The sequence below is a fragment of the Actinobacillus lignieresii genome, from assembly GCF_900444945.1.
GTDB lineage: Bacteria > Pseudomonadota > Gammaproteobacteria > Enterobacterales > Pasteurellaceae > Actinobacillus > Actinobacillus lignieresii.
Genome location: NZ_UFRM01000001.1, coordinates 613,893 through 629,160 on the forward strand (window position 1 = coordinate 613,893; position 15,268 = coordinate 629,160).

Below are 15,268 nucleotides of genomic sequence, written 5' to 3' on the forward strand. Positions count from 1 at the left end.
AGACTTTTTAGTGGGTTAAGCCTCTTCTTCATTGGAAGGTAAAGCGTTTATAACGGCTTTGACCAATGTTGCCAACGGAATTGCAAAAAATACGCCCCAAAATCCCCACAAACCACCGAAAATCAGCACGGCGACAATAATTGTTAAAGGATGTAGATTCACCGCTTCCGAAAATAAAAACGGTACGACTAAGTTCCCGTCTAACAATTGGCTAATCACGAAAGCTAACAATAAATAATAAAAGTCGGTGGACAAGCCGAATTGAAATAACGCAACCAGTGCGACCGGTATCGTTACCAATACCGCTCCGATATAAGGTATAAGTACGGATAAACCTACCGCGACGGAAAGTAATAACGGATAACGTAAATCGAAAAATAAAAATATTGCATAGGTAACGATACCGACAATTAAAATTTCAAGGACTTTTCCTCGAATATAATTGGCAATTTGTTGCTGCATTTCAAACCAAACATTTGCAGCCAAGCGGCGGTTTTTCGGTAGAAATTTGATAAAACCGCGTACGAATAAAGGTTTGTCTTTAAGTAGAAAGAAAACCATTAAAGGCACAAGAAAAGCATAAATGCCTAATCCGACCAAGCTGATAATGGAATTGACCGATAAGGCTAATAAAGATTCGCCGAACCCTAAAATTTTTTCCTTCAGCGTATTCATCAACGAATCGAGCATGGCATAATCAATTAATTCGGGATAATGTTCCGGTAAGGCTTCCAACCACGCATTTAATAAGTTCAGCATCGAGGGTAAATCACGAATAAACGTTACCGCCTGATTCCATAAAGTCGGTAACATTACGACAAAAAGAAAAGTCGATAAGGAAATAAAACTACCCAGAACTAAAATCAGACTGAGTAAGCGAGGGAATTTAAGTTTTTGAGTCAGTAATTTGATCGGCCATTCTAATAAATAAGCGAAAACGATAGCAATGAGCAAAGGCATAATCAAATCACTAAAGAAATAGATAATGCTAAATCCAATCAAAAGGATTCCTAACAGCGCAACTGTTTGAGGATCATTAAATTTTTGCTTATACCAAGATTGGAACATCTCGAACATTGTTTTTCCTTCATTATATTGCTGAAAAATCCTTCTATGCCAAAGAAGGATTTTTTACTTATTTTTGGCTACAAACTGCAACAAAGCCTAGTTTATGTTCAGGATTATTAAAGGTTTGGAACATTTTTTTGAATGTTTCACGGTTTTCGGGTTTTAGCGCATTACCGACGATTTTCATTGCACCTAAAACGCCTTCGTCGTAGATCAGACCTTTCGGCGAAAGCAGCGTCATCTCTCCTGAAAATACATCGACATTACGGAAACCGCATTGATGGAAAGTGTTTTTCCACCCTTCTTTAGTAAGCGGCGTTACACTAACGTTAATCGCTTCACGTAAAGCGACTAAAACTTGTTCCGCATCGTCATTTTGTAACATCACATCGTGAGTGAGTAAAAAACCGCCCGGTTTTAAGACTCTGAAATATTCACGAATCGCTTTCTCTTTAGCTTCAAGAGGAAGCATAGTCAGCATCGCTTCATTGATGACAATATCAAAACTGTTGTCTTCAAAAGGTAATTTGGTCGCATTTGCACGTTGAACTTGAATAAAGTCTTCCAAGTTATTTTCTTTTATATTACTGCGCGCTTTATCTAAGGCTTCTTCGTCCAGATCAATCCCTGTAATATGGCAACCGTACTGTTTAGCAATTTGTATTGCAGTGGTACACATATTGCATGCCACTTCCAAGACTTTTTTATTAGGATTAAAATCAGCGTTGGCAATTAACCAATCGGTTGCCAGCTTACCGCCTGGACGTAATCGCGTTTTTCCTAAACGAGATAAGAAATTATGTCCTATTTCATCTTTCTTCATAGAAACTCCGGAATTTGTAAAATTGTCCTAAAATGTGACCGCTTCACACGGATATTGCGAATGATTATACAGAAAATTTCAGTTTTCTTATATACAAAGAGCGTAAATTTCGGCATTATGCATACTATGATTCACATATTTTGTACAGTTAAAATAGAGGAACTAAAATGAAACAAGCACAAAATACGGTTTATGAGCACCAAAGAGGCGAGATCCGAGAAAGTGCGATAAAAGCACTTGTAACGGATAAATTGTTTCGTACTCGGATTGAGAAAAATCGAAAAGGCAAAGGGAGTTATCAACGAAACGCAAAACATCGCAAAGTAGGTTATGAGAGAGGTGAAAGCCCATTTAAAAATGTTCTGATGAGCAATTTTAAATGGGCTTTTTTATTAGTATTCAGTAATTATTTTACATAAAAAAATCCCTTGTCGAAAGACAAGGGATTGGAATTTGATGGTGCGACTAGCTGGACTCGAACCAGTGACCCCCACCATGTCAAGGTGGTGCTCTAACCAACTGAGCTATAGTCGCATAGATGGAAAGAATTCTAATCGAAAATTCGGAGGATGGCAAGACCCCGTATTTCGTTTGATTTTATTTTAAGCGTTCTTGGGTGAAAATCTGTTTATCTTCCCATCGGATCATGGTGAGATGGTTACCCCAAGCACAGCCGGTGTCTAAGGCGTAGATATTCGGTTTATCCGCTTTACCCATTAAACTTGCCCAATGACCGAAAATAATGTCTTGTTGATGAAATAACGCATTATCTAATTCAAACCAAGGTTTTAGTTCGTTTGGTGCATCTTCAACTGGTAATTTACAAGCAAAATCTAACCGCTTGTCGGCATAGCAAAAACGCATACGGGTAAATACGTTGATAATATATCGCCAACGTTCGATACCTTGCCATTCGGCAGACCAGTGATCCGGTGTGTTTTCGTACATTTGGGCAATGTAGTCGGCATAATGGTCACTTTGTAAAACGGCTTCCGCTTCTCTGGCACAAGCGATAGTTTCCGTTAAGTTCCATTCGGGGCCGATACCGGCATGAGCCAGTAAGAAGCCATACTTCGGATGTTGAATAAGAAGCGGTTGATTTCTCAGCCAATTTTGCAAATCAGCGCGATCTTCAGCAGCGAAAATCGCATCCACTTGATCATTAGGTTTCACTTTTTTGATACCGAGTAAAGTGGCGAGCAAGTGCAGATCGTGATTACCTAAAATGGTTTTTGCATTATTCTTCGGATCTTTCACAAAGCGCACACATTCTAATGATTTTGCGCCTCGAGCAACTAAATCGCCGGTCAGCCACAATTCATCTTGTGCCGGATTGTAATTAACTTGTTTGAGCAGCAGTTGTAACTCATCAAAACAGCCGTGTAAATCGCCAACAATATAAGTCGCCATCATATCCTCTCAAGTTATAAAAAATTACATAAACCATTTTACCGCTAACTGAAAAATCAGCGGCGCAATAAATGAAGAAAGCAAACCGCAGATCACTAAAGCTAACGAACTATAACTCGCTGATTTTGCATTGATTTCCATACAACGAGCGGTACCGAGCGCATGCGAGGCGATACCTAAACTCATGCCGATTGCTTGCGGGTTAGTAATACGAGCCAATTTCAGAATCGGTACGCCTAATATTGAACCGAATAAACCCGCGACCATGACGCCGACGGCACTTAAAGCAAACTCGCCGCCGATTTCGCCGGCAATCACTAACGCAAGCGGCATAGTTACCGATTTAGGCATCAGTGCGGCAACAATATCTTTTGTACCGCCGAATAATAGTGCCAATAACATTCCGCTGCATATCGAAACAATAGTGCCGAGCAGTAAAATAAAACCGATCGCTTTCCAACGGCGGCGGATTTGTGGAAATTGTTCGTAAAGCGGGATCGCAAGCGCAACAATCGCTAAGCCTAAGAAATGGCTGAGCGGAGAAGTACCCTGCTGATAGTCTTTATACGGAATTTGAAAAATGACTAAGATCGCTAATAACAACGATAAAGTTAATAAAAAAGGATTGAGTAATGAAATCGCTAATTTTTTACTGAGTTTCACACTCAGAAAAAATGCAACAATAGTCAGCACGGAATAAAGATAAATCATTGTTCCTCTCCCGAATGTCTAAATAAACGCTGGGCCGCCCAACCGACTACAACAATGGTAATTATTGTGCTAAGGATATTGGAAATAATTAGCGAGGAAAAATAACGAACTAAAATCTCGCCGTATTCAATCATACCCACACAAATCGGTAGAAAAACGAGTGGCATATAACGGTTTAGAAAACGTCCGGTCGGTAACACCCATTCCAATTTGATTAAGCCTGCAATCAGCGTAACAAATAAGACAAGTAAACCCCAAATACTGTCGGGGATACCGATGGGAATGAGCGTATTTAACCCTTTACCGAGATAAAGCATTGCCCATAAAATCGCTAAGGAAAGAGCAAAGCCGATAATGTTCTTTTGCATAAAGCCTCATGTGATAAGCGGTCAAATTTATAGGAAATTTTGCAAAAAATTCTCGAAATTTGACCGCTTGCCGATTAGATAATGTTCCCCACAATCGAACGTGTTTCTAAACGTACTTCGGTGAGTTTTACTTTAACTGCCTGTCCGATTTGGTAAGCTTTTTCGCCTTTAATATACAGTGCGATTTCTTCCGGACGGAATTCCATTTCTTCTTTTTCATCGTGAAGGGTGGAGAACGGCACGAAAATTTGTGCGCCGTTTTCGATCACTTTCGCTCGTACACCGCCACGAGAAACATCGGCAATTTCACAGTCAAATTCGAGCGCTTGTTCCACCATCGGGAACAGGTAGCGAGCATAGAGCCAATCGGCGATATCACGTTCCACCAAACGGTTTTGACGGCGAGCTTCTTGTAAACGAACTAAGATGCTTTCTTCCACCGTTTTCGCCTGCTTGCCGAGTAATACTTGCTTGATTAAGCGATGGTTCACCATATCGCCGTATTTACGGATTGGTGAGGTCCAAGTCGCATAATGGCTGATCCCCAAACCGAGATGTGGTGCAACTTCCGATTTAAACTCTGCAAAGGTGAGATAACGGCGTAAGCGAAGTTCTAAGAATTTCTCTGGAAACTCGTCAATCGAACGACGCATTTCGCAATAGCCTTCAAGCGTTGCCAGTTTTTCCGGCGCATAGAATGCGGTAAGTGCATCACGGTTTTCGTCAGTAGCTAACGTATCCAATAAAAATTTTTGTGCTAATTCTAAATTTTTCGGATCAAAGCCGGCGTGGGTATTAAATACGCCGGTTTTGGCATTGTCCGCTAAGAATTTCGCACAGCAAATATTGGCAATGATCATCGACTCTTCGATCATTTGATTTGCGATACGGCGGTATTCCACGTGGATATCGCGCACCGAACCGTCTTCATTCAATTCAAATGAGTAATCGCCGGATTCTTTAAATAATAGTGCATTGTTACGGCGCCATTCAATGCGAGCAAGGGTAAATTGGTATAACCAATCGATTTGCTGTTTGGTTTCCGCACTTTCCGGCTGCCACGCATTTTCAACTTGTTCGAGATAATCCGATACGTTGTCATAAGCTAATTTCGCTTTACTTTCCACCCACGCTGAAACGAAGCGAGTATCGCCAGTAATATTACCGGCTAAATCCGTTTCGATATAACCGACTAACGCCGGGCGTCTTTCATTCGGCACGAGCGAGCAGAGATCATCCGACAGCTCACGAGGCAACATCGGAATATTGAAGCCCGGTAAATAGTTGGTAAAACAACGTTGGCAAGCGGCTTTTTCAAGATTTGAGTTTTCCGGAATATAGGCGGTCGGATCGGCAATCGCCACCACTAAACGCCAACCGGTTTGTACTTCGCCTTGTTTGATTGGCTCAATGTATAACGCATCGTCCATATCTTGCGTGCTAGGGCTGTCGATAGTGGTAAAGTAGAGAGAAGTCAGATCTTCACGATCTAATTCATCGTGTAATTCATAGCTTTTCTCATTCGCTACCGGCTCACGAGGTTGCTCGTGACGTGCTAAAGTCACCCACCACGGTGCGAAATTATCGTCTGCTTTACAGATAAATTGAGTAATTTGAGCAAATAAGAAACGATCGTCACGTAATGGGTGAGTTTTAAGCTGTGCCACAACCCAGTCACCACTTTCCAATGTTTCAGTGACTTTTTTATGCGTATTTGCCGGAATGATATTTTTAATGCTTGGGTGATCGACAATCAGTTGTAATTTATTGTCTTTGTTAAAACGCACCTGTGCAATAAAGCGATCAAGCATCGGTTCAAGTAAACTGTCGATTTCTACCTGTTCTTTATCGCCTTCACGCTTTACTACCGCTTTTACTTTATCGCCGTGCATTACTTTTTTCATTTCCATCGGCGGAATGAAATAACTTTTTTTGTCACATTCTAAAAAACCGAACGCTTTATCAGAAGCTTTAACCGTGCCTTCCACATATTCTTTATTTGCCTCAATTTGTTGCTTTAATTGGGCAAGTAACGGATTGTTTTGAAACATAAATTCTCTCTATAAAAATAAAAAAGGTGCAGTATCGTTGCACCATGAAATTTGATAGGGATTATAACGGAAAGCGGTTAGATTTGCTGAATTTTTTGTAAAAAAATCAACTAAATCCAACCGCTTGTCATTTTTTACAATGTCTTCGCTACGTAGTCTTCCAAAACTTGATTCATTCGGCTTTGCCAGCCTTTGCCAGTGGACTTAAAAGCATCAATCACGGATTGCGAGTAGCGAATTGTCACACTCACTTTCTTTTTTTGTGTAACTGGACGGCCACGTTTTCGCTCACGGCTTTCAATCACTAATGCCTGTAATGCAGGAGGCATTTGTTCGAAAGTGAGAGCGTTTTTGAAATCTTCATCTGTCCATTCCGGATTTTCGTCATCAATATAATCTTCGGTATATTTCATATTTTTTAACCTCTCTTGGATTGGCTTTGCGCAAGCTAATAATGCGGTAATTTTCGTTTCTTAAACAAAAAACGATCACAAAAAGTCGATTTTGGATAAATCCGATTGCTTTAAAACGAGGTTCCGAGTATTCAAAGCGAATATCTTGTTCAATGAAAGCGGTATCAAATTCAAAATTTTTTGCAACTGAAAACGGTAAACCTCTTTCATTTTCGTTTCGTCGGCTTTTTTGTTCATCGTATTCTAGCTTCATGATTTGCCTCTACATTATCACGTCAAAATCAGATGTTCAAATGATTTTTTGTAACTACATTAATTTATTAAATAGCATAACAAAATACAAAAGAGAGGAACGGGCTAAAATACTGATTTTTCGATCAAGATCGCAGAAAACAAAAACGGACGCTAAATAGCGTCCGTTTTACATACTTATATATTCAAGCCGAATTATTCTTCGCCTAACTCGCCCATTGCGGTAATGCTGAAACCTGCATCAACGTGTAACACTTCACCGGTTACACCTGAAGCTAAGTCCGAACATAAGAATGCCGCCGAGTTACCTACATCGTCAATGGTAACGGTACGACGTAATGCTGCGGTTTTCTCGAATGCAGAAAGCATTTTTTTGAAGTTTTTGATGCCTGATGCCGCAAGTGTACGGATTGGACCTGCAGAGATTGCATTTACACGGATACCGTCTTTACCTAAATCCGCCGCCATTACACGCGTCGCCGCTTCTAATGACGCTTTTGCTAAACACATTACGTTGTAGTTAGGAATCGCACGTTCCGCGCCTAAGTAACTTAAAGTTAAAAGTGACGCATTTTCGTTTAAGTAAGGACGAGCCGCTTGAGCCATTGCAACGAAGCTGTATGCACTGATGTCGTGTGCGATACGGTAGCCTTCGCGTGTTGCCGCGTTTACATAATCACCGTCTAATTGGTCACCCGGTGCAAATGCGATGGCGTGTACGAAACCGTCGAATTTTTCCCATTTTTTGCTTAATTCTGCAAAGCAGTTTTGGATTGATTCGTCTGTCGCTACATCTAATGGTAATACGATGTCCGAACCGAATTCTTTAGCAAACTCTTCAACACGCGGTTGTAATTTATCGTTTAAATAAGTGAATGCGAGTTCTGCGCCTTGCGCTTTCATTGCTTTTGCAATGCCGTATGCGATAGAACGGTTGCTTGCAAGACCCGTTACTAAAATGCGTTTACCTGTTAAAAAGCTCATGCTGGATTCCTTTTGAACATTATTAAAGCGTATTTCACGCTTACTTCTAAAATAAAGGGCGTATGCGATACGCCCCTACGAATTTTGCGAATTATACCGAAAAAACGACCGCTTGCGCAAATTTCCTAAGGTTTCAGGGTAAGCAAGCGGTCTGATCCGAGCAGTTTTTTGCAAAGTTTTTCGCAAATTTGACCGCTTATTTATTTAACTGCAATCATCGAGCCGAAATTAAAACATTGGAACCACAGTTCGATTTGGGAAAAACCGGCTTGTTTTAAGCGATCTTTATGGGTTTCAATGCTATCGGTCAGCATCACGTTTTCGAGAGCGGTACGTTTTTGGCTGACTTCAAGTTCACTGTAACCGTTGGCTCGTTTAAAAGTATGGTGTAAGTCGATAAGTAACTCATTCATTGCCTGATTGGTAAAAGTGAATTTTTCGGACAATACTAAAATACCGTTCGGATTTAAGCCATGATAAATTTTCGTCAGCAATTCAAGACGATCCGCACGCGGTAAGAATTGCAATGTAAAGTTTAATACTACCATTGAAGCGTTTTTGATCTCGATATGGCGAATATCGTCACAAAGGATCTCGACCGGTACGTCAGAGTGATAAGCGTTGATATGCGAGCGGCAGCGTTCCACCATCGGTTGTGAATTATCTACGCCGATAATTTTTACTTGATTGGTTTGCAGATTACGGCGAATCGATAAAATCCCCGCACCGCGCGAACAGCCCAAATCGTAAACTTGTGATCCTTCGGTTACGAAACGTTGCGCCAACATACCGATTGCGGTAATGATATTCGAGTAGCCCGGCACGGAGCGTTGGATCATATCGGGAAACACTTCGGCAACCGATTCGTCAAAGGTAAAGTCACCGAGTTTCTCAATCGGTGCGGAAAAAATCGTATCTTTATTCATAATGTTATTATTCCTTGTCTAAAAATTTTTGAATGGCGCGAGCGACCGTTTCCGGTTTTTCCGCGTGTACCCAGTGTTGCGCATTCGCGACGACAAACGATTTCGCCTGTGGAAATTGCTTCAGAATCGTTTCCGTGTCTTTCGCTTGAATATAGTCGGATGCACCGCCTTTAATAAATAAAGTCGGTTTATCAAAAAAGACCTCGTTCCAGCCCATCAGATTTTCATAGTTTGCTTTGATCGCTGTTAAATTGAAACGGAAATAATCCGGTTTTTGCGGATCGAATGCTTTTAACATAAATTGTTGTTCGCCTTCGTCTTTCACATATTGCGCTAGCACGGTTTTCGCTTGTTGGCGCGTTGCCGGTCGAGCGGCTTTAACGGCGAATAAGCCGGCAAAATTATCGTTATGTCGATGGGTCGGGGTGGCGGTCGGCGCAATATCAATTACGACCAATTTTTCGATGAGATCGGGAGCGATATTTGCTAACGTCATTGCGGTTTTGCCGCCCATTGAATGACCGATCACAATATTGTTTTCCAAACCTAAATGCTGTAACAATACTTGTAGGTCTTGTGCTATTAATGGGTAATTCATTTCATCGGAATGAAAAGATTGCCCGTGATTGCGTAGATCCACGCGTAAGATATTAAATTGCTCACTAAATTGGCGGGCAATAATGCCCAAATTATTCATATCGCCGAATAATCCGTGTAGGAAAACCATGGTTTGTGCATCGGTTTTTTCGGTTGCCGGTTGGAATTGATAATTAAGATAAGTATTTTCTGTCATAAGTTGTTATTTTTTATTCAAATGTTTGGTTAAGATCCTGTAAAAAGATCTTGAATCTGTATTATAATGCCTAGAATTTTTTTCTAATCAAGTAAATCAAAACAAAAATATCAAGAGGTTAAGATGAAAACGATCGAAGTCGATGATGAATTATATCATTACATTGCCAGCAGAACCCAAGCAATTGGTGAAAGTGCGTCGGATATTTTACGTCGTTTGTTGCGTTTACCTTCATCGCCACAGCCTTTTGTATTGGTTCAGCAAAATACGATTGATGAACTGAAAGAACTGGCAAAGCCGAAAGCAAAAGCTAAAAAAGAAGATCTGATTGAAAAAGCGGTACAAAAAGTTGAAAAAGTATTGAAATCCGATGCCTTTATAAACGAAAGCAAAAATGTCGCACGTTTTTTAATGTTGCTTTCTGCATTGCACCATGCAAATGCACAAGGTTTTGAACAGGCGACGGAAGTGGTGACCGGCACGGAGCGCACCTATTTTTCTAAAAGTGAGGAAGCTTTATTAAGTCACGGTAGTAGCGTAAAAGCGAAACAAATTCCGGATTCGCCGTTTTGGGTAGTCACCAATAATAATACCGCTCGTAAGGGCTTGATTCTTACCGGCGTAATGGAATCAATGGAACTTCCTCAACATATCATTGAACGTGTTCGCACGATTTTTGCTTAATTAATTTCTATCTGCTTATGGTAAATTTTTCCCTTTTTCCGACCGCCTATTGGGCGCAACATTTTGCACAACAACCGGCTATTATCTGGGAAAAAGGGAATAGTTTATTATTTCCTGAACTTCCCGCTCGGCTAAACTGGCAACAGTTACAGTTACTCATTGCACAACTTGTCACTTTCCTGCAACAACAAGGCGTACGGCAAAACGCATTAGTCGCTTATTCGGGGTCGCACCGTTTAGTCGGATTATTATGTTATTTAGTCGCTATCGCAGTAGGCGCGCGCATTTTAATGCTTAATCCGTCATTAACGGAGTCGCAGCGACAAACCGTTTTGGCGGAATACGGTATCAAGATACTTATTACCGATCATCATTTTGCAAATTTTTCATTAAAAACGACCGCTTCGGTTTTACCTCAAATCGCTTTTTCGGCACCGGCGACGCTCACGCTTACTTCGGGATCATCGGGTTTACCTAAAGCGATAGTGCATAGTATGCAAAATCATTTGGATAATGCCGAGGGCGTGTGTGAATTAATGCGATTTACTAAGCATGATTCTTGGTTGTTAAGCCTACCTCTCTTTCATGTTTCGGGGCAGGGAATCGTCTGGCGTTGGTTGGCTCAAGGTGCTACGTTAGTGGTTAATGAGCAAAAAGATCATTTCTTTACTTGTTTGGATAAAGTATCGCACGCCTCACTGGTACCGACGCAGCTACGACGTTATTTACAACAAAGAACGCAAGATCAGGGAAAAATCAGTAAGCGATTTTTACTTGGCGGAAGTGCGATTCCTGCAGAGTTAGTGGCAGAAGCTCAACAGCAGGGTATTGTAAGCTATTGCGGTTATGGTATGACGGAAATGGCATCAACCATTTGTGCGGTGGAAAACGAATTGGATAATGTCGGCTATCCCCTTAAAGGGCGAGAAGTTAAACTGGTTGAAAATGAAATTTGGGTCAAAGGTAGCGGTTTAGCCTTAGGCGCATTGCAAAAAAACGGTGAAATTCGACCGCTTGTGAACCAAGAAGGTTGGTTGCAAACTAAAGACCGAGGCGAGTGGAATGCCGCCGGTAAATTAGTGGTTAAAGGTCGCTTGGATAATATGTTTATTTCCGGCGGCGAAAATATTCAGCCGGAAGACGTCGAAAAAGTGATCTATCAATCCGGTTTGGTCAGTCAGGTATTCGTCTTACCGGTAGAAGATGCGGAATTCGGACAAAGACCGGTTGCGGTTTTACAATTTATTCAGCCCGATTTTGCAAAAAACCGTGAAAATTTAATCGCTTGGCTTAGCGATAAGCTGGAAAAATTTAAACAACCGATCGCCTATTATCCGCTTGAACTTATGCAATCTCAGCCGCAAGGCGGTATAAAAATCTCTCGTGCAAACTTACAATCCGTATTACATCAATTACTAGGAAATCATAATGATAAAGCGTCTGTTTAACCCGTTCTTACTCGGCTTAATGTTCGTATTAAGCGGTAATCATCTTTGGGCGGCAGAACTGCCGACCGAAAAAGATCTGAAAGCACAAATCGATGCCGCTAAAAAAGGCGAACAAAATGAAGGTAATAAGGCGCTTATTCAGCATCTTGAGGACACGCAAACTCTATTAACTCAAATTACCAAACAGAAAGCGGATAATGAAGCGTTAGATAAAGAAATCGAACAAGCGCAAGCCTCGTTAAAAGCGAGTCAGGCGAATGTAAACAAACTAAAAAATACGAACCTGCCGACATTGGAAACGTTGGCTAAGCGTTCGATGGCGGAATTACAAAAAGAGTTGGCGGACGTTCAAGTTGCCGGTGAATCCGTTCAGCAAGAACTAACGACAATCAATGCGAAGTTAGTGACACAAAACTCCGCACCGGATAAAGCGCAAACGACATTGACGAGCAATGCGACACGTAAACAAGAAATTGCGACATTGCTGGGTAACGTCAATATTTCAGGTGCGGAAAAAATCAAGCTGGAAACAGAACTTGTACTGTTGGATCTACAAAATAGCTATAGCCAATCGCTATTACGCGGTAGTGACAACCTTACTGCGCTTTATAACAGCCAATTGGATGAGAAAAAATTAGCGCAGCAAAATTTACAATCCGAATTAAGCAATCTGCAGAATGCGATTAATACCAAATTGGTCGAAGAGTCTAAAAATAAAGTTGAACAAGCGGCGGAATCTCAACAGAAAAATGCAAACTCGGACACAAATCCGTTAATTGTAAAAGAATTGAATTTTAATACGCGTATCAGTGAAGAGTTATTAAAACAGACAACGCAATTAACACAACTCTCGCAAGATAATTTACGAATTAAAAGCGTGCTGGATAATCTTCAGCAAACGCAGCGTAATATCGAAGAACAGATTAGTGCCTTACAAGGTACGCTGGTGCTATCTCGTATTATTAATAAACAGAAACAATCTTTGCCGCAAGATCAAATGATCAAAGGGTTATCGAAACAAATTGCCGATTTACGCGTACGAGTATTTGATATTACCGAATTTAAAGATAGCGTATCCGAACCGGCGATATATATCGCTAAATTAGAGAAAGACGAAAAAAGCACATTTACGGACAAAGAAAAAGAACAGTTAAAAAGTATTCTGACCGAGCGGGCCAAAATTTTAGCCGAACTGATTAAGTCATTGAATAATCAGTTGAATTTGTCTATCAATATCGAATTAAATCAGCAACAAGTACAAACAATCAGTGATTCCCTGCAGAAAAAACTGGAACAACAAAGTTTCTGGGTAAAAAGTAATAGCCCGATTGATTTGGACTGGTTTGAAAATTTTCTACCGTTAGCGAGTTTTCAATTAAAAGACTTAGCCAAAAAGTTTGATTTTTCCAATTGGAAAGACAATCTTGTGCCGGCGGCTGTTCTGGAGCTGTTACTTGCATTAGGCGTATTACTGATTTCTCGCCAAAAAGAGCGAATTAAGCAACGTCTGACTAAAATCAATAACAGTATGCGTACCGTAGCCACGGACAGTCAATGGAATACGCCGGCGGCGATTTTTTGGACGGTGATACTTTGTTTGCCGAGTACCTTCATTTTCTTGATGGTATTTATTTTAGTGACCTATATTTGTTTCCAAGACCTGACGGAGGTTTGGCCTTGGGGCTTAAAAATGTCCGGTTATTGGCTGTATTTCGCCTTTATGGTGGCGATGTTGCGCCCGAACGGTATCGGATTCCGTCACTTTAATATGCCGCAAAAAAGTAATGCGGTTTTCCGAGATATTCTGAAACGCTCGGTATGGGTTATCGGCTTAATGTTAAATACGGCGGTATTCAGTCACATAACGGAAATGGGGATTGCCTACGATGTTATCGGGCAAGTATTTACCGTCATCGTACTGATCAGTATTATTTTTATTGTTGCGCCCGGATTCAGACAAGCGATTGCTATTTACCAAAATGTAGCGAAAGATGAGGAAAGTCCGCGTAACGTATTGCTGAATATTGCACGGGCGGTATTGTTTTTAGCTCCGATTACTTTGGTTATTTTAATCGTTTTAGGTTATTACTATACGTCGTTGGTCATCATTGAACATTTGGTTTCAACCTATTTTGCGGTGATTACTTGGATTATTTTACGTAATGTGTTCTATCGTACCTTCAATGTGGCGTCGCGTCGTTTGGCGTTTCGCCGTTTGCAAGAAAAACGAGAACAGGCGTTAGCTAAAGTAACGAATACGGAGCAACAGATCGTTCAATCGGAAGATGATATTCCGTTCGACTTACGGGAAGATACGCTTGCCGTTAGTGAAATTAAAAACCAAATGTTGAAATTGACCGATATGATCCTTTGGGCGGCGTTATTTGCGCTACTGTATTGGGTATGGTCCGATTTAATTACCGTGGCTTATTATTTGAACGGCGTAACGCTCTGGCAGCAAGCGACCGAAACCGCACAAGGCGTGGTAATGGAATCCATTACTTTATTGAACTTATTGGTCGCATTCGGGATTTTATTCGTAACTTATGTGCTAATTCGTAACCTAAGCGGTTTATTGGAGGCCTTAGTCTTCTCTAATCTTAAACTGTCACAAGGTACGCCTTATACGGTCACGACATTATTAACCTATTTGTTAGTGGTATTAGGAGCAACCTTTGCTTTTGCTACTTTAGGAATGTCATGGTCTAAATTGCAATGGTTGTTTACCGCATTATCGGTCGGTTTAGGTTTCGGTATGCAGGAAATCTTTGCAAACTTTGTATCGGGTATCATTATTTTATTTGAACGTCCGGTACGTATCGGCGATATGATTACTATCGGCACGTTTAACGGTACGGTTTCAAAAATTCGTATTCGCGCCACGACACTGATTGATAACGATAGTAAAGAGGTCATTGTACCGAATAAGGCGTTTATTACCGAACGTATAGTAAACTGGGCATTGACCTCTTCCATGACACGTTTAGTGATTAGCGTCGGCGTGGCTTACGGTTCGGATCTCGAATTGGTGAAACGTTTGCTGCTACAAGCGGCGGAAGAGAACCCGAGCGTATTGAAAGATCCGCCGCCGGTCGTATATTTCTTAACGTTCGGAGCGAGTACCTTAGATCATGAGTTACGTGTTCATGTAGGACAAATCTCAGATAGAATGCGTACGATGGATGAGTTGAATCGACGAATCAATCAATTATTCGCCGAGCATAATATTGAAATTTCCTTTAACCAGTTGGATGTCTTTATCAAAAATCAAGCGACTAACGAAGAGGTTAAATGGGCGACGGAAAAATTTAACGATAAAAATTAAGGAACAGGGCTT

The 15,268-nt window shown here is 41.0% G+C and carries 15 protein-coding genes and 1 tRNA gene; 4 read left to right on the forward strand and 12 right to left on the reverse strand.

Going from position 1 to position 15,268, the window contains the following annotated elements; all coding sequences use genetic code 11:
* Positions 1-15: 15 nt before the first annotated feature.
* On the reverse strand, positions 16-1,077 hold the full coding sequence (locus DY200_RS02820; RefSeq protein WP_115586847.1) for an AI-2E family transporter: 1,062 nt from the start codon (positions 1,075-1,077) through the stop codon (positions 16-18).
* 58 nt (positions 1,078-1,135) lie between these two features.
* Complete coding sequence (locus DY200_RS02825; protein WP_005597193.1) at positions 1,136-1,891, reverse strand: class I SAM-dependent methyltransferase; 756 nt, start codon at positions 1,889-1,891, stop codon at positions 1,136-1,138.
* A gap of 167 nt (positions 1,892-2,058) precedes the next feature.
* Here DY200_RS02825 and DY200_RS02830 point away from each other — a divergent pair, with 167 nt between their 5' ends.
* Positions 2,059-2,310, forward strand: coding sequence for an alternative ribosome-rescue factor A (locus tag DY200_RS02830; protein ID WP_115586848.1), 252 nt, complete (start codon positions 2,059-2,061; stop codon positions 2,308-2,310).
* A gap of 38 nt (positions 2,311-2,348) precedes the next feature.
* Here DY200_RS02830 and DY200_RS02835 read toward each other — a convergent pair.
* The 10 genes from DY200_RS02835 to DY200_RS02880 form a co-directional block, all read right to left on the reverse strand.
* Positions 2,349-2,425, reverse strand: a tRNA-Val gene (locus DY200_RS02835).
* Between the two features lie 63 nt (positions 2,426-2,488).
* A complete protein-coding gene (gene apaH / locus DY200_RS02840; protein WP_115586849.1) occupies positions 2,489-3,301 on the reverse strand; it encodes a bis(5'-nucleosyl)-tetraphosphatase (symmetrical) ApaH in 813 nt (270 codons plus the stop codon).
* 24 nt (positions 3,302-3,325) lie between these two features.
* Positions 3,326-4,012: an LrgB family protein gene (locus DY200_RS02845; protein WP_115586850.1), complete on the reverse strand. Its 687-nt coding sequence runs from the start codon at positions 4,010-4,012 to the stop codon at positions 3,326-3,328.
* A complete protein-coding gene (locus DY200_RS02850; protein WP_115586851.1) occupies positions 4,009-4,380 on the reverse strand; it encodes a CidA/LrgA family protein in 372 nt (123 codons plus the stop codon). Before DY200_RS02850 ends, DY200_RS02845 begins: the two co-directional genes overlap by 4 nt.
* Before the next feature lie 74 nt (positions 4,381-4,454).
* On the reverse strand, positions 4,455-6,431 hold the full coding sequence (locus DY200_RS02855) for an exoribonuclease II (RefSeq protein ID WP_115586852.1): 1,977 nt from the start codon (positions 6,429-6,431) through the stop codon (positions 4,455-4,457).
* A 134-nt stretch (positions 6,432-6,565) separates the two neighbouring features.
* Positions 6,566-6,844 (reverse strand): BrnA antitoxin family protein, encoded by a 279-nt coding sequence (locus tag DY200_RS02860; RefSeq protein ID WP_115586853.1) that lies wholly within the window; start codon positions 6,842-6,844, stop codon positions 6,566-6,568.
* The gene (locus DY200_RS02865) at positions 6,819-7,097 is read right to left on the reverse strand and encodes a BrnT family toxin (protein WP_042655112.1); all 279 of its coding nucleotides are present in this window, start codon (positions 7,095-7,097) and stop codon (positions 6,819-6,821) included. The genes DY200_RS02860 and DY200_RS02865 overlap by 26 nt, the downstream gene beginning before the upstream one ends.
* Positions 7,098-7,291: 194 nt before the next feature.
* Positions 7,292-8,080: an enoyl-ACP reductase FabI gene (locus DY200_RS02870; protein ID WP_115586854.1), complete on the reverse strand. Its 789-nt coding sequence runs from the start codon at positions 8,078-8,080 to the stop codon at positions 7,292-7,294.
* Positions 8,081-8,280: 200 nt separating this feature from the next.
* A complete protein-coding gene (gene cmoA, locus DY200_RS02875) occupies positions 8,281-9,006 on the reverse strand; it encodes a carboxy-S-adenosyl-L-methionine synthase CmoA (protein ID WP_115586855.1) in 726 nt (241 codons plus the stop codon).
* Between the two features lie 7 nt (positions 9,007-9,013).
* The gene (locus DY200_RS02880) at positions 9,014-9,799 is read right to left on the reverse strand and encodes an alpha/beta fold hydrolase (RefSeq protein ID WP_115586856.1); all 786 of its coding nucleotides are present in this window, start codon (positions 9,797-9,799) and stop codon (positions 9,014-9,016) included.
* 123 nt (positions 9,800-9,922) lie between these two features.
* Here DY200_RS02880 and seqA point away from each other — a divergent pair, with 123 nt between their 5' ends.
* The 3 genes from seqA to mscK are packed head-to-tail and all read left to right on the forward strand — an operon-like array spanning position 9,923 to position 15,256.
* A complete protein-coding gene (seqA, locus tag DY200_RS02885; protein WP_115586857.1) occupies positions 9,923-10,483 on the forward strand; it encodes a replication initiation negative regulator SeqA in 561 nt (186 codons plus the stop codon).
* A 17-nt stretch (positions 10,484-10,500) separates the two neighbouring features.
* Positions 10,501-11,931, forward strand: a complete 1,431-nt coding sequence (gene menE, locus DY200_RS02890; protein ID WP_115586858.1) for an o-succinylbenzoate--CoA ligase — start codon at positions 10,501-10,503, stop codon at positions 11,929-11,931.
* Positions 11,912-15,256: a mechanosensitive channel MscK gene (gene mscK / locus DY200_RS02895; RefSeq protein ID WP_115586859.1), complete on the forward strand. Its 3,345-nt coding sequence runs from the start codon at positions 11,912-11,914 to the stop codon at positions 15,254-15,256. Before menE ends, mscK begins: the two co-directional genes overlap by 20 nt.
* The last annotated feature ends 12 nt before the right edge of the window (positions 15,257-15,268 follow it).

Coding starts and splice junctions, on each gene's coding strand:
- apaH (WP_115586849.1), bottom strand. CDS start 3,301: ATGGCGACTTATATTGTTGGCGATTTACACGGCTGTTTTGATGAGTTA.
- DY200_RS02870 (WP_115586854.1), bottom strand. CDS start 8,080: ATGAGCTTTTTAACAGGTAAACGCATTTTAGTAACGGGTCTTGCAAGC.
- seqA (WP_115586857.1), top strand. CDS start 9,923: ATGAAAACGATCGAAGTCGATGATGAATTATATCATTACATTGCCAGC.
- DY200_RS02860 (WP_115586853.1), bottom strand. CDS start 6,844: ATGAAATATACCGAAGATTATATTGATGACGAAAATCCGGAATGGACA.
- DY200_RS02850 (WP_115586851.1), bottom strand. CDS start 4,380: ATGCAAAAGAACATTATCGGCTTTGCTCTTTCCTTAGCGATTTTATGG.
- DY200_RS02855 (WP_115586852.1), bottom strand. CDS start 6,431: ATGTTTCAAAACAATCCGTTACTTGCCCAATTAAAGCAACAAATTGAG.
- mscK (WP_115586859.1), top strand. CDS start 11,912: ATGATAAAGCGTCTGTTTAACCCGTTCTTACTCGGCTTAATGTTCGTA.
- DY200_RS02830 (WP_115586848.1), top strand. CDS start 2,059: ATGAAACAAGCACAAAATACGGTTTATGAGCACCAAAGAGGCGAGATC.
- cmoA (WP_115586855.1), bottom strand. CDS start 9,006: ATGAATAAAGATACGATTTTTTCCGCACCGATTGAGAAACTCGGTGAC.
- menE (WP_115586858.1), top strand. CDS start 10,501: ATGGTAAATTTTTCCCTTTTTCCGACCGCCTATTGGGCGCAACATTTT.
- DY200_RS02865 (WP_042655112.1), bottom strand. CDS start 7,097: ATGAAGCTAGAATACGATGAACAAAAAAGCCGACGAAACGAAAATGAA.
- DY200_RS02880 (WP_115586856.1), bottom strand. CDS start 9,799: ATGACAGAAAATACTTATCTTAATTATCAATTCCAACCGGCAACCGAA.
- DY200_RS02845 (WP_115586850.1), bottom strand. CDS start 4,012: ATGATTTATCTTTATTCCGTGCTGACTATTGTTGCATTTTTTCTGAGT.
- DY200_RS02820 (WP_115586847.1), bottom strand. CDS start 1,077: ATGTTCGAGATGTTCCAATCTTGGTATAAGCAAAAATTTAATGATCCT.
- DY200_RS02825 (WP_005597193.1), bottom strand. CDS start 1,891: ATGAAGAAAGATGAAATAGGACATAATTTCTTATCTCGTTTAGGAAAA.